The sequence below is a fragment of the Pseudomonas sp. ICBG1301 genome, assembly GCF_016918385.1.
GTDB lineage: Bacteria > Pseudomonadota > Gammaproteobacteria > Pseudomonadales > Pseudomonadaceae > Aquipseudomonas > Aquipseudomonas palleroniana.
On the sequence record NZ_JAEKGB010000007.1, the window covers coordinates 45951 to 59202 of the forward strand.

11 protein-coding genes are annotated in these 13252 nt (G+C 60.5%); 4 read left to right on the forward strand and 7 right to left on the reverse strand.

What is annotated here, in order from left to right:
- Positions 1–31 precede the first annotated feature (31 nt).
- Both JBE38_RS17900 and JBE38_RS17905 read right to left on the reverse strand, forming a co-directional pair.
- Entirely contained in the window at positions 32–2296 is a 2265-nt protein-coding gene (locus tag JBE38_RS17900) for a putative bifunctional diguanylate cyclase/phosphodiesterase (RefSeq protein ID WP_090366327.1), read from the reverse strand.
- Between the two features lie 138 nt (positions 2297–2434).
- The gene (locus tag JBE38_RS17905; protein ID WP_060753795.1) at positions 2435–2800 is read right to left on the reverse strand and encodes a YkgJ family cysteine cluster protein; all 366 of its coding nucleotides are present in this window, start codon (positions 2798–2800) and stop codon (positions 2435–2437) included.
- Between the two features lie 253 nt (positions 2801–3053).
- On the opposite strand from JBE38_RS17905, the gene JBE38_RS17910 reads away from it, so the two are divergent.
- Positions 3054–4403 carry a spinster family MFS transporter gene (locus JBE38_RS17910; RefSeq protein ID WP_205344784.1) on the forward strand — a complete coding sequence of 450 codons (1350 nt, stop codon included), beginning with the start codon at positions 3054–3056 and terminating at the stop codon, positions 4401–4403.
- Positions 4404–4743: 340 nt separating this feature from the next.
- Here JBE38_RS17910 and rapA read toward each other — a convergent pair whose 3' ends face one another.
- On the reverse strand, positions 4744–7590 hold the full coding sequence (gene rapA, locus JBE38_RS17915) for an RNA polymerase-associated protein RapA (RefSeq protein WP_205344785.1): 2847 nt from the start codon (positions 7588–7590) through the stop codon (positions 4744–4746).
- Positions 7591–7809: 219 nt separating this feature from the next.
- Between rapA and JBE38_RS17920 the strand changes: the two genes are divergently transcribed.
- Positions 7810–8151: an aspartate-semialdehyde dehydrogenase gene (locus JBE38_RS17920; RefSeq protein ID WP_205344786.1), complete on the forward strand. Its 342-nt coding sequence runs from the start codon at positions 7810–7812 to the stop codon at positions 8149–8151.
- Here JBE38_RS17920 and JBE38_RS17925 read toward each other — a convergent pair.
- From JBE38_RS17925 to JBE38_RS17935, 3 genes are all read right to left on the reverse strand, one after another.
- Entirely contained in the window at positions 8148–9329 is a 1182-nt protein-coding gene (locus JBE38_RS17925) for an aminotransferase class V-fold PLP-dependent enzyme (RefSeq protein ID WP_205344787.1), read from the reverse strand. The two genes, JBE38_RS17920 and JBE38_RS17925, sit on opposite strands and share 4 nt — an antisense overlap.
- Positions 9326–9796, reverse strand: a complete 471-nt coding sequence (locus JBE38_RS17930; protein WP_205344788.1) for a RidA family protein — start codon at positions 9794–9796, stop codon at positions 9326–9328. The genes JBE38_RS17925 and JBE38_RS17930 overlap by 4 nt, the downstream gene beginning before the upstream one ends.
- Positions 9797–9886: 90 nt before the next feature.
- Entirely contained in the window at positions 9887–10759 is an 873-nt protein-coding gene (locus JBE38_RS17935; protein ID WP_205344789.1) for a LysR substrate-binding domain-containing protein, read from the reverse strand.
- A 98-nt stretch (positions 10760–10857) separates the two neighbouring features.
- On the opposite strand from JBE38_RS17935, the gene JBE38_RS17940 reads away from it, so the two are divergent.
- Positions 10858–11064, forward strand: a complete 207-nt coding sequence (locus JBE38_RS17940) for a hypothetical protein (RefSeq protein ID WP_143038184.1) — start codon at positions 10858–10860, stop codon at positions 11062–11064.
- A 143-nt stretch (positions 11065–11207) separates the two neighbouring features.
- The gene (gene ccoM / locus JBE38_RS27875; protein WP_017137226.1) at positions 11208–11324 is read left to right on the forward strand and encodes a cytochrome c oxidase subunit CcoM; all 117 of its coding nucleotides are present in this window, start codon (positions 11208–11210) and stop codon (positions 11322–11324) included.
- A 176-nt stretch (positions 11325–11500) separates the two neighbouring features.
- On the opposite strand, the gene JBE38_RS17945 is transcribed toward ccoM, so the two are convergent.
- Positions 11501–12976 (reverse strand): inorganic phosphate transporter, encoded by a 1476-nt coding sequence (locus JBE38_RS17945; protein WP_205344790.1) that lies wholly within the window; start codon positions 12974–12976, stop codon positions 11501–11503.
- Positions 12977–13252: the final 276 nt, after the last annotated feature.

A 13252-nucleotide genomic window follows, 5' to 3' on the forward strand; every position in this document is an offset into this window, starting at 1 on the left:
CAAATGATGGCGAAATGCCAAAGAATCGGCGTCAGCGAATTGGCCTTACGACAGAGGGGGAGCCATTACGCTCCGGGGTGGGTTCCTTCGGCAGCGGGGCCTCCTTATGGCCTTCCCCGTTGATCAGATTGAGCGGGTTGCGCATCTGGATGCCCTGCATCACACCGATGATGTCACTGGCGGGCACTGCCGGGCTGAGCAAGTAGCCTTGAATGAAATCACAGCCATGCTTGAGCAGCAGCTCGAATTGCGCCTGGGTTTCCACGCCTTCGGTCACCACCTGCAGGTGCAGGGTATGAGCCATGCCGATAATCACCTGGACGATCTCGATATCGGCGGTGGATTTGGGAATGTCCTGGATAAACGAGCGGTCGATCTTCAAGGTGTTCAATGGCAGACGCTTGAGGTAGGCCAGGGATGAGTAGCCGGTGCCGAAGTCATCGATGGCCAGGGAGACACCCAATGCCCGAATCTGCCGCAACAGCGCCAGGGTGCTGCTGATATTGCCCATCAGCGCGTTCTCGGTGACCTCCAGTTCCAGGCGGTTGGCGGCAACCCCGGCGAAGCGCAGGGCGGCTTCGATTTCATCGGCCAATTCATCTCGGGCCAGGTTCAAGGCCGAGCAGTTCACGGCCATGGTCAGTCCGGAGTAGCCGCGGTCGGACAACAAGCTCAGGTCGTGACAGGCTTGGCGCAGCACCCAGTGATCCAGTTCGGCAATCAGCCCGTTGCTTTCGGCGATTTCGATAAAACGGTCCGGCGCCAGCAGCCCATGTTGCGGATGCTGCCAGCGTACCAGGGCTTCCAGGCGGGTGACCTTGCCGAGCTTCATGTCGAAGATCGGCTGGTAAAACAGTACCAATTCGTTGCGCGCACGCAGCGCTGTACGTAGCTCTTCTTCCAGTTGCAGTTCGAGGAACGCGCGGGTTTTCAGGTTGGAGCTGAAGAAGCTCAGGTTATTGCGCCCGTTGTCCTTGGATTGGTACAGCGCCAGGTCGGCGGTTTTCAGCAGCTCTTCGCAGGTCAGGCCGTCATCGGGAAACACACTGATGCCGATGCTGGTGGTCATCACCATGCGTCGACCGGCCAGCTCGATCGGATCTTTCATCCTCTGCATGATGCGTTGGGCCATGTGGCGCGCTTCATCGCGGTGGTGGATGCTGATCAGGATGCAGAACTCATCGCCACCAAAGCGCGCGACCACATCTTCATGGCTGCGCACGGAGCTCTTGATATGCCCGGCCAGTACTCTGAGCAACTGATCGCCGGCGTCATGTCCCAGGCTGTCGTTGATTCGCTTGAAGTGGTCGATATCGAGAAAGATCATCGCCATCATGCCTTTGTTCGCGGTTTTTTCCGCGACTTTCTCCGCAAAGATCTGGTTGAACCCACGGCGGTTGAGCAGGCTGGTCAGCGCGTCGAAATGTGCGACCTGTTGCAGCGACGCACGGGCCTGGTCCAGTTCACTGAGCAGTGCGTTGACTCGGCGCAGGTCGCGCTCCTTTTGCTGCAGTTTCTTGTCGGCCAAGGCCGCGCTGATGCTGCTGCCGATCACCAGTAGCGTAATCACCGCCACCGACAGGCCCAGTTGAATCGGGTTGTGGTCCAGCGCTAACGACAGGTCGGCCCCCGTGGGCACGACCATCTGCATGGCGGCCATGCCGGTGAAGTGCATGCTCAGAATGCCGGCGCCCAGCACCAGGCTGGCGGCGTATTTGAGCAACTGATGAAATACCCCGGTGCCGGTGCGCAGGTAGCTGGACAGTAACAGCGCGGCGAGGCTGGCGCCGATGGCGATCGCCACCGACGTAATGAGCAAGCCCGATTCGAAGTACATCACGGCTTGGGAACGCATGGCCGACATGCCGACATAATGCATCAGCGCGATGCCGAGCCCCATCCAGGCCGACGCCAGGAGGTATTGATGGAACCGCAGGTGCGGATGACTGAGGGTTTGCATGGCGAACAGCGAAGCGATCAGGGCGATCACCAGCGAAACGAACGTGAGGATCAATTCGTAATGAATAGCGATCGGGGCCTGGAAAGCCAGCATGCTGATGAAGTGAGTCGACCAGATGCCGCCCGCCAGGCACCCGGCACCCAGCCAGCGCCAGTGTTTACGGGCGGTGGGGTCTTCCACATGGCCGACTCGCTCGGCCATATCCAGCGTGCCGAACCCGGCCGCGCAAGCGACCAGGTAAGCCAGCAGCACCAGAAAGGGGTTATGACTGCAATTGAGTAATAAATGCCCTTTTTCTGGAAGCTCGGTGAAAAAGTGCATCCCAAGCCATTCCATAGCATGCCCCGTCATAGAGTCACGTCACAGCCTGAGGCGATGACCTATGAAGGCGAGTATAGAAGCTTCGCGGGATTCATCATGGATAATGGCACTTTGCTTTGAACTTTTTTCGCATGGTGCCCATAGCGTTTGATGCTAAGCGCTGATCGGCAATTCCCGCGCGACAGGTGCTTCCAGTGGAGCCAGGCCGAATGCGGCACGTGCGGCGTCGCAGTCGACATTGTGTTCACCCTGGCTCCACGATGCGTCGAACTCACGGCACGGGCTTGAGCGCTGCTCGTAAATCGTGCAGCGGGTCTCCTTGCCCACTTCGCCCTCGAGGCTGCAGCAGCGTGCGGGTTTCTGGTCTGTACCGATCATCGCCACGCGGGTGGGGTTGATCTGTACCACCAAGTCATCGGGTACCGTACCGCCGGAGGAGGCGCACTCACCCCAGAAGAAAGACACACGAAAGTATGAACAGCAGGCACCGCAATTCAGACACGGACTGGCTTCGGACATGGGCGTCATCGATAAGAAAAGTAGAAGTAGGGTGTTTCGGAAGGCTCGCCATTCTATCCGGGCCGTAGCCGTTGGGAAGAGGGGGGCGCACTTATATTTTGTGTAGGCAAAGTCCCATTGCGACGGGCGAAATCATGCCCTATCAGCTTTACGAATCATTACAGACAACCACCGCCAGCCTGACTATGTTGCAGGTACCTGAGCAGGATGCACCGGACATCGCAGCTCTTATAACAATAAAAGAGACGGACCCATGCAGAACTCGACCCAAGCGGCGAATGCCTGGCGCATTCTGTTCCTGCTGTTCCTGGCCAACCTGTTCAACTTCTTCGACCGTACGATTCCCGCGATCATCATCGAGCCGATCCGCATGGAGTGGCATCTGAGCGACTTCCAGCTCGGTATCATCGGCACGGCCTTCACTATCGTCTATGCGATTGCCGGCTTGCCGTTGGGGCGTATGGCCGATACCGGTTCACGCAGCAAACTGATGGGCTGGGGCCTGTTTGCCTGGAGCGGGCTCACCGCGATCAATGGCATGGTTGGCAGTTTCTGGAGCTTCCTGCTGGTACGCATGGGGATCGGCATTGGCGAAGCCAGCTACGCGCCGGCGGCCAACTCGCTGATTGGCGATCTGTTTCCAGCGTACCGCCGGGCACGGGCCATGGGCATTTTCATGCTGGGCCTGCCATTGGGCCTGGTGCTGGCGTTTTTCACCATTGGCGCGATGGTCAAGGCTTTTGACAGCTGGCGCGCACCGTTCTTCATAGCCGCCGTGCCGGGGCTGATCCTGGCGATATTCATGTTCTATATCAAGGAACCTGAACGCGGCGCGGCGGAAACCGTAAAGGTCTCCCAGGCGCGCGTCGACCGCCCGATCCGTCGCGTGCTGGCGGTGCCGACTTTCCTGTGGCTGGTGCTGGCCGGGCTGTGTTTCAACTTCGCCACCTATGCCTGCAACTCGTTCCTGGTGCCCATGCTGCAGCGCTACTTCCTCATGCCATTGCAGGAGGCGGCCGTGGCTACCGGGGTGATCGTCGGCCTGACCGGCCTGGTGGGCTTGACCTTGGGCGGCTGGATTGCCGACAAGATCCATCAGCGGGTCGCCAATGGTCGTCTGTTGTTTGCCGCGTGCAGCCTGATCATTTCCACGGTGACCACCGCCTGGGCCTTGCATGCCGGGCGCATCGAGATCGGTGTGTTTATAGCCCTGTTCAGTGTCGGCTGGCTGTTCGCCTATAACTTCTATACCTGCGTGTACACCGCGATCCAGGATGTGGTCGAGCCGCGTCTGCGGGCGACGGCGATGGCGTTGTTCTTTGCCGGCTTGTACCTGCTGGGAGGGGGCATGGGGCCGATCGTGGTGGGCGGCCTGTCGGACCATTTCGCCCATTCGGCCATGTACGCGGCGGGGGCTGAGCAAATGACCGAAGCTTATAAAGCGGTAGGGCTGCATGACGCCATGTACCTGATCCCGGTGGCGCTGTTCTTGACCATGCTGTTTCTGTTCCAGGCGTCACGCAGTTTTGTGCGGGATGCCAAGCGGATGAAGGAAGGCTTGAGTGCGGTGGAGGTGCCGGCTTCGGCGGCAACGGCCTTGTAGTGAGCGGGCTTGCCCCGCGCTGGGTGGCGCAGCCGCCCCAAACGCGACACCTCGGTTCTTCTGAAATACCGTGGCGGTTTGACGGGCGATGTGTGATCTAGTCGCAGTATCGGTCGTGAGGACAACTGTAGTGAGCGGGCTTGCCCCGCGCTGGGTGGCGTAGCCGCCCCAACAAAGACGCCGCGGTATTTCAGGAGGACCGAGGCGCCTGGGTTTGGGGCGGCTGCGCCACCCAGCGCGGGACAAGCCCGCTCACTACAGATGATGTGTTCTACGTCCCACCATTTAACTGACTGGCATTACGCATTGCGCGGGCCTTGTTTTTTCCTTCAAGCCGCGATCAACCGGCGACCAGCACCCGGATCGCTTCCAACCGCAGTGCCGCCTTGTCGAGCATGGCCAGGCCTTGTTCGCGTTGGTTGCGCAGGGCAACCAGTTCGCTGTCACGCACCGTCGGGTTGACGGCTTGCAACGCGGTCAGGCGTGCCAGTTCTTCTTCGGTATCCGCCGCCAGGCGACGCTTGGCCTCGGCCACGCGCTCGGCATGTTGCGGGGTGATCTTCTCTTCACCTGCGTTGATGCGTGGCGTCAACTGGTCGCGCTGGGCCTGGATGAACTTGTTGGCGCTGGCCCGCGGCACGCTTTCCAACTGGTCGTTGAGGGTCACGAAGGACACCCGGCTCGACAGGTCGTTGCCATTGGCGTCCAGCAGGCAGCGCAGGGCGGCCGGCGGCAGGTAACGGCCCAGTTGCAGCGCACGTGGCGCAACCACTTCGCTGACATAGAGCAGTTCCAGCAATACGGTGCCGGGCTTGAGCGCCTTGTTCTTGATCAGCGCCACGGCGGTGTTGCCCATGGAACCGGACAGCACCAGGTCCATGCCGCCTTGCACCATCGGGTGCTCCCAGGTGATGAACTGCATATCTTCGCGCGACAGCGCCTGGTTACGGTCGTAGGTGATGGTCACGCCTTCGTCGTCGCCCAGGGGGAAGCTGGCGTCGAGCATTTTTTCGCTCGGCTTGAGGATCAGCGCGTTTTCCGAATGGTCTTCGCTGTCGATGCCGAACGCGTCGAACAGCGTTTCCATGTAGATCGGCAGGGCGAACTGGTCGTCTTGCTCAAGGATAGCTTCCACCAGCGCCTCGCCTTCACCCGCGCCACCGGAGTTGAGCTCCAGCAGGCGGTCGCGACCGGTGTGCAACTCTTCTTCCAGGCGCTCGCGCTCGGCGCGGGCCTCGTCGATCAGCGCTTGCCACTCGCCGTCATCGGCGTTTTCCAGCAGCGGCAGCAGGCGCGGGCCGAACTGATGCTGCAAGGCGTTGCCGGTCGGGCAGGTGTTGAGGAACGCGTTCAGCGCTTCGTGGTACCACTGGAACAGGCGCTCTTGCGGGCTGGTTTCCAGGTACGGCACGTGCAGTTCGATCACGTGTTTTTGGCCGATCCGGTCCAGACGGCCGATCCGCTGTTCCAGCAGGTCGGGGTGGGACGGCAGGTCGAACAGCACCAGGTGGTGGGAGAACTGGAAGTTGCGGCCTTCACTGCCGATTTCCGAGCAGATCAGCACCTGGGCGCCGAACTCTTCATCGGCGAAGTAAGCGGCGGCGCGGTCACGTTCGAGGATGTTCATGCCCTCGTGGAATACCGTGGCCGGGATACCGGAACGCACGCGCAGGGCGTCTTCCAGGTCCATGGCGGTTTCGGCGTGGGCGCAGATCACCAGGACCTTGGTGCGCTTGAGCATTTTCAGCTGGTCGATCAGCCACTCGACCCGTGGGTCGAAGCGCCACCAGCGATTGTCTTCCTCGATATCCGGCTGCGACTGGAAGCTGACTTCCGGGTACAGCTCGGCGTGTTCGCCCAGCGGCAGCTCCAGGTACTCGTCCGGGTTCGGCAGCGGGTAGGCGTGCAACTTGCGCTCGGGGAAGCCTTGTACGGCGGCGCGGGTGTTGCGAAACAGCACGCGGCCGGTGCCGTGGCGGTCGAGCAGCTCACGCACCAGGCGCGCACTGGCTTCGGTGTCGCCATCGTTGACGGCGGTGAGCAGGGCTTCGCCTTCGTTGCCGAGGAAACCCTGGATGGTCTTGTGCGCGGTAGGGGAAAGGCGGCCCTTGTCCAGCAGCTCCTGCACGGCTTCGGCTACCGGGCGATAGTTGTCGCTTTCTGCGCGGAAGGCTTGCAAGTCGTGGAAGCGGTTCGGGTCCAGCAGGCGCAGGCGTGCGAAATGGCTGTCCTGGCCCAGTTGTTCCGGGGTGGCGGTGAGCAGCAGCACGCCGGGGATAACCTCGGCCAACTGTTCGACCAGCGCGTACTCCGGGCTGACCTTGTCTTCATGCCACACCAGGTGGTGGGCTTCGTCGACCACCAGCAGGTCCCAGCCGGCGGCGAACAGCGCGTCCTGGGCCTTTTCGTCGTCCACCAGCCATTCCAGTGCGACCAGCGCAAGCTGGGTGTCTTCGAACGGGTTGGCGGCATCGCTTTCGATAAAACGTTCTTCGTCGAACAACGCCACTTGCAGGTTGAAGCGGCGGCGCATCTCTACCAGCCACTGGTGCTGCAGGTTTTCCGGCACCAGGATCAGCACGCGGTTGGCGCGGCCCGACAACAGCTGGCGATGGATCACCAGGCCGGCTTCGATGGTCTTGCCCAGGCCCACTTCATCCGCGAGTAATACCCGTGGCGCGATACGGTCAGCGACTTCACGGGCGATATGCAGTTGGTGAGCAATAGGTTGCGCTCGCACGCCACCCAGGCCCCACAGCGAGGACTGCAATTGACGGCTGGTGTGTTCCAGGGTGTGGTAACGCAGCGAGAACCAGGCCAACGGGTCGATCTGCCCGGCGAACAGACGGTCGCTGGCCAGGCGGAACTGGATAAAGTTGGAGAGTTGGGTTTCCGGCAGGGTGACCTGCTCGTTCTGCCCATTGAGGCCGTGGTAGACCAACAGGCCGTCGGCATCGTCGACTTCCTGCACGGTCATTTTCCAGCCTTCGAAATGGGTGATGGTGTCACCCGGCGAGAACCTCACGCGAGTGAGGGGCGCATTCCGTAGCGCATACTGACGAGTGTCGCCAGTGGCCGGATAGAGCACGGTCAACAAGCGCCCGTCCTGTGCCAGAACGGTGCCTAACCCCAGCTCTGCTTCGCTGTCACTAATCCAGCGTTGCCCCGGTTGATACTGCTGCGCCATGCTGCCTGACTCCCGCCGTGAAAAAGCCGACTATCTTAACGGAACACGGCCCTCAGCCAAAGGATTCTGACAAAAACTACTCTGTTTGAGCGGCGCTTCAACAGTTGAATCGACAGATGGCGGGCACTCACGAGTGTCGACTGGGTCACAGCTTGGCGACTGGCCGTTCAAGTCGCCCGGCGGTCCGCCGACAGCCTGTTGATCAGGAGAATAAAGCCTATGTTGCCACCCATGCTGCCCGTCAGCGTTGTGCCGGTCACGTCGCAGCTCGACCCGGCGCGCCAGAAGCCGGATATCCCGCCGGTGGTGCCCGTACAAGCAGGCTCCAACGAGAGCACGATCGACCTGAAAAAGGGTGATGCGGAGCAATCGGGCTTTCTGCTGCGCGAAGAACAGCGCCGCCAGCAAGAGCAACAAAAACGTCGGCGCGAAGCCGACGAGGATCCTAAACAACACTTGGCGATTCCAGGTGATGTGCTCAATGCCGACAACACGGTGCCGGTCGTCCCGTTGATCGAAGATGCGCCGCGCCAGGGGTTGTGGGTGGACGTCGAGGTCTAATCGCTCAAGGCCCGCAGTGCCGCTATCAGCAACTCGATGTCGTGATCGTTGTTGAGCGGGCTGACCGAGATTCGCGCAATGCTGTTCAAGCCGCGAGCCTGCATGTCCAAGGGCGTATAGGCCACGCCGTTGGCGCCGATATTGATGCGTTTGAGTCCCAGGCATTGCTTGAGCTCGAAGGCGTCCCAGCCGGCGAGGTTGAAGGCGATCAGACCTGAGTGGGTGGTGCCTGAGTCGTGCAGGGAAAGGCCGGGGATCTCACGCAACTCTTCACGAATTCGCTTGCTGAGCTGTAAGACTCTTTCCCAGGTTCGCTCCACGCCGAGTCGGTTGACCTCTTGCAGCGCATTGCCCAACCCTGCCAACAAGGCATAGGACGCCTCACTGGTTTCAAAGCGTCGGGCGTCGTTGCGCAAGTCGAAGCCTTTGGCGGTCCAGGGGGCTGAAAACACGTCGCGTTGAGCTGGGTTCAAACGTTGAAGGAAGTCGGGTCGAATATAGAGCAGCGCCGTGCCGCGTGGCCCGCGCAGGTGTTTGCGGCCCGCCGATTTGAGCACGTCGCAGTGCAGCGCCTGTACGTCCACTGGTAGCTGGCCGACCGCCTGGCCCGCGTCGATGAAGTATGGGATGCCATGGCGCCTGGCCACAGCGCCTATCGCCTGGGCCGGGTTGATAAGACCGCCATTGGCGGGAAGCCAGGTCAGGTCGATCAACTTCACGTTTGCATCGATCATCGACTCCAGGGCGATTGGGCAGACTGCGCCGCTTTCATCACAGGGGATAACCTCCACCCGCGCACCCGCTTGCACGGCCAGGTCCATGCTGGCGAGGTTGCCCCCCCATTCCTGCCGGCCGACCAGAATGCGATCGCCAGGCTGCCAGGCGCCCAAGGCTTGAAATGCCATGCTCCATGCGGTCGAGCCGCTGCTGGCAAAGGCTATTGAAGAGGCCGGTGCATTAAGCAATTGCCCGGCCGCTTGGCGGGCTTTTTCCACCAGCAGCGTGCCATGCTCGCCGGCTTCCATGGGGCCGTCGCGGGCTTCGCGTTGCAACTGGTCGATGATCGCGTCGAGGGTCGCCTGGCTCGGCAAGGAGGCACCGGCATGATTGAAGTGCACGATGCCCGACCGGCAGCCCGGTGTTTCGTCTCGCAGGTGTTGGACTTCGAGCGGGCTCATGGTTGCAACTCGAAAAGCGCATCCACCTCCACGGCGACGCCGGCCGGCAAGCTCGATACGCCCACGGCGGTGCGCACGTGCCGGCCCTTGTCGCCGAGGGCGTTGACCAACAGGTTCGAGGCGCCATTGGCGACCGCGCTCTGCTGCTGGAAGTCGCCGCTGCTGGCGATAAAGACCCCGACGCGCAGGGTGCGTGCCAGGCGCGACAGATCATCGTCGAGGGCACTGCTCAGTTGTGCCAGCAGCCCCAAGGCCGCCAACTGCGCAGCCTGGGTGCCTTCTTCGGCGCTGAGGGATTCGCCGAGGCGGCCGAGGTAGGCGGGTTTGCCCTCGAGCATTGGAATCTGCCCGGAGATCCACAGTTGGTTACCGCTGATAACGTAGCTGAGGTAGTTGGCCGCTGGTTGGCTGGCCGCCGGTAGCGTCAGGCCAAGGGCGTGCACGTGTTGGCGGATCGAGTCGCTCATGGTGAATCCTCCTGGTTCAAGAGGCTTCAGCATGTCGGGCGTGGCAGTGGGCGACAAACGCGTAGATCTCACTCGACGTATCGAAAAAGCTCATGCGTGGCGGCAGGCTTCCTGCAACCATTGGCTGAAGCACTTGACCGCTTCGTGGGTGGAACCGTGGGGGGTGATCAGCCAGTAGCCTATTTCGCTGCGATAGGGCGGCCAGTCGAAGGCTTCGACCAGGCTACCGTCCTGGAGCCTGCGCTCGATCAAGCGGTGGCGGCCCATGGCGATGCCCTGGCCGGCCACGGCGGCTTCGACCACGATGTTGTAGTCATGCAACACGACACGCGGGTGATCGGCCAGGTCCAATTGATTGTGCGCGGACCAATCCGTCCATTCGAACGGTCGATGCGAGGTGGCCATCAACAGCGGTGCTTTATGCAGTTGGCTGGCCTTGAACGCGGGGCTGCACACGGGTGAGATCGCCTCATCCATCAGGCGCACGGCTTGCACATCTGGCCAGTCGCCCTTGCCATAGCGGATGGCCAGGTCGACCTCGGCGGCGGCGACGTTGGCCAGTTGAATCGACGGCAGCAATTCCACCTGAATGTGCGGGTAGCGGGTGAGAAAGTCGGCCAGCCGTGGGGCCAGCCACAGGGTGGCGAAAGAAGCCAGCAGGCCGATGCGTAACACGGTGTGGCGCGGGGCGACCCGCTGTACGCGGGTCGCCGCAGCGATGGCATCCAGGGCAGGGCGTATTTCGTTGTAGTAATGCTCGCCATCGGTAGTCAGGTCGATCGCACGGGTACAACGGATAAACAGAGGTTTGCCCAGATGCTGTTCAAGTTTTTGTACCTGATGACTCAGGGCACTCTGGGTCACCGACAACTCGTTGGCCGCCTTGATAAAGCTCAAGTGCCGCGCCACCGCCTCGAACGCGCGCAGGGCCAGCAATGGCGGAAGATCCTTGTGCAGTGCCACTTGAATACGTCTCCGGGACAGGGGGAAATGCCGATTTTGGGCGATGACCTGCCATTTGTCGCTCGTTGATTTGCCGTGGCGCGAGGGAGGCCGCATTATTGAGCGATTCCCGCCACGACGTAAGCCAAGCCATGAGTGAAGACCCCAAGCTGATCGACCTGAATGCCGAACGTGCCAAACGTATCCATGACCTGAATGACAAGCGCCTCAATGAAGTGCGTCAGGCATTCGAACAGGCAATGCCGTTGCTTGGGAAAAAGCCGAAAGTTAAGAAAAAACCGAAGAATAATCCGAAAAAGCGTTGAAACTGCCGGCATCCATTGATGCAGGTCAGTTATTGCCCTCCTTTACGCCCAGTTGCGTGGGACATTGATCCCCGTCAATTTTCCATTGCGCCTTCTCCTTTAACTTAGCCCTATCGCAACAGGGCACGAGCAGGAGGCCGGTCATGTTTTTCGATAATGTGGTGTTCGCCGGAGTGCTGACTGTAAGCCTCATGGTGTTGTTCTTTGTAGGGTTTGGGATTTTTATCTGGAAAGACGCTAACAAGCGTAAAGAACCGTAAGTCTTTCTGGATTACATGGGCACGCAAGGCATTTTGGGCGACTTCGGTCGCCCTTTTTTTTGTGTGTTGGTTTGTGTACATATTCACTTGGTAAAGAGATATGTCGCCAATCGAACGCGCATAAAAAAAGGCGCGATCCTCAGCGAGGTCGCACCTTCTTTTTCACCGCTGGGTTATCAGCTGCCCAGCGTCTTGGACGCCAGCCAGAACAACCCGGCCGACAAGGCTACGGTCGCCGGCAGGGTCAACACCCATGCCATCAGAATCGTTTTCACCGTGCCACCTTGCAGCCCACTCTTGTTGGCCACCATGGTCCCGGCTACACCCGACGACAATACGTGGGTCGTCGAAACCGGCAGGCTGAAGATGTTGGCCAGGCCGATCATGCTCGCCGTGGTGATTTGCGCCGACATGCCCTGGGCATAGGTCATGCCCTGTTTGCCGATCTTCTCGCCGATGGTCAAGACCACGCGCTTCCAACCGACCATGGTGCCCAGGCCCAAGGCCAGTGCAACGGCCAGGATCACCCAGAACGGGGCATATTCGGTGGTGGCGGTCAGGTCTTTGCGCAGTTTGTCCAGGTCGGACTTCTCACGCGCATCCAGGCCTGGCAGCTTGCCGACTTTCTTCGCGGTATCGTCCAGGCACAGCAGGTAACGGCGTACTTCGATACGGTGCTCGGCGGTCAGCGAGTGGTAGTCGGAGACGCCTTTGAGGGTTTCCATCAGGGCGTTGATGGTCGGCTCGGTCTGTTGCGGATTGCATTGGAACTTGCCCGGCAGATCATCCTTCACGCCTTTGCCCAGTGCGAGGAACTCGCCGAGCGTGGCGTTGTTGCGCTGGTAGAACTGGCTCAGATGCACGGTCGCGTCGCGAGTGCGTTCGATCTGGTAAGTGGTGCTGCCCAGGTCGAGTACGAACTGGGCCGGTACGATACCGATCAGCACCAGCATGATCAGGCCGATACCTTTCTGACCGTCGTTGGAGCCGTGCACGAAGCTTACGGCCATGGCCGAAATCACCAGGACCAGGCGGTTCCAGAACGGCGGATGCTTCTTGTCATCGAGTTTGCGACGCTGGTCCGGGGTCTTGTGCATCTTCGACAGCGGGCGCCACCATTTCAGGCCGATCAGCACCAGGGCTGCGACCAGGAAACCGGCCATCGGCGAGAACACCAGCGAGGCACCGATATCCACTGCCTTCTGCCAGTTCACACCGTCAGCCAGGGGGATGTCGTTGATCAGGGCATTGGCCAGGCCGACGCCGAGGATCGAGCCGATCAGGGTGTGGGAGCTGGAGGCGGGGATACCGAAGTACCAGGTGCCCAGGTTCCAGGTGATTGCCGCGGCCAATAGCGAGAAGACCATTGCCAAGCCATGGCCGGTGTTCACATTGATCAGCAATTCCACCGGCAGCAAATGCACGATGGCGTAGGCGACGCCGACACCGCCGAGCAACACGCCGAGGAAATTGAATACCCCGGAGAAGAACACGGCCAGGTGTGGCGGCATGGCTTTGGTATAGATGACTGTGGCCACCGCGTTAGCGGTGTCATGAAAGCCATTGATGAACTCGAAGGCGAGGACAAAGGCCAGGGCGAGCAACAGGCTCACTAGAACCCAAGCATCCAGTCCGCTGAATAAATCGATCATGAAGGTTTTCTGACCCGGTCGTAAGGGGGCGCGATTATGCCAGAAAACCTCAGTAATCGATGCATTAGCTGCTCATCGGTAACAATCTTCTCTGAAAAAAACCGCGGGCAGGGCGCTCATCCCAGGGTTTTCGGGGGCTTGGCAAGTCTTTGATTTATAAAGTTCGGGGCGATCGAGGCGGGTTTTTACCGGCAAACATCCTGTTTGAAACATTTGTATGAAATTTCGTTGGCGGCAGCAGGAAGCTGACCGTTTGGAACAGGGAGGTGCTCTCCG

Coding starts and splice junctions, on each gene's coding strand:
- JBE38_RS17905 (WP_060753795.1), bottom strand. CDS start 2,800: ATGTCCGAAGCCAGTCCGTGTCTGAATTGCGGTGCCTGCTGTTCATAC.
- JBE38_RS17925 (WP_205344787.1), bottom strand. CDS start 9,329: ATGAGCCCGCTCGAAGTCCAACACCTGCGAGACGAAACACCGGGCTGC.
- JBE38_RS17920 (WP_205344786.1), top strand. CDS start 7,810: ATGTTGCCACCCATGCTGCCCGTCAGCGTTGTGCCGGTCACGTCGCAG.
- JBE38_RS17910 (WP_205344784.1), top strand. CDS start 3,054: ATGCAGAACTCGACCCAAGCGGCGAATGCCTGGCGCATTCTGTTCCTG.
- ccoM (WP_017137226.1), top strand. CDS start 11,208: ATGTTTTTCGATAATGTGGTGTTCGCCGGAGTGCTGACTGTAAGCCTC.
- rapA (WP_205344785.1), bottom strand. CDS start 7,590: ATGGCGCAGCAGTATCAACCGGGGCAACGCTGGATTAGTGACAGCGAA.
- JBE38_RS17900 (WP_090366327.1), bottom strand. CDS start 2,296: ATGGAATGGCTTGGGATGCACTTTTTCACCGAGCTTCCAGAAAAAGGG.
- JBE38_RS17945 (WP_205344790.1), bottom strand. CDS start 12,976: ATGATCGATTTATTCAGCGGACTGGATGCTTGGGTTCTAGTGAGCCTG.
- JBE38_RS17930 (WP_205344788.1), bottom strand. CDS start 9,796: ATGAGCGACTCGATCCGCCAACACGTGCACGCCCTTGGCCTGACGCTA.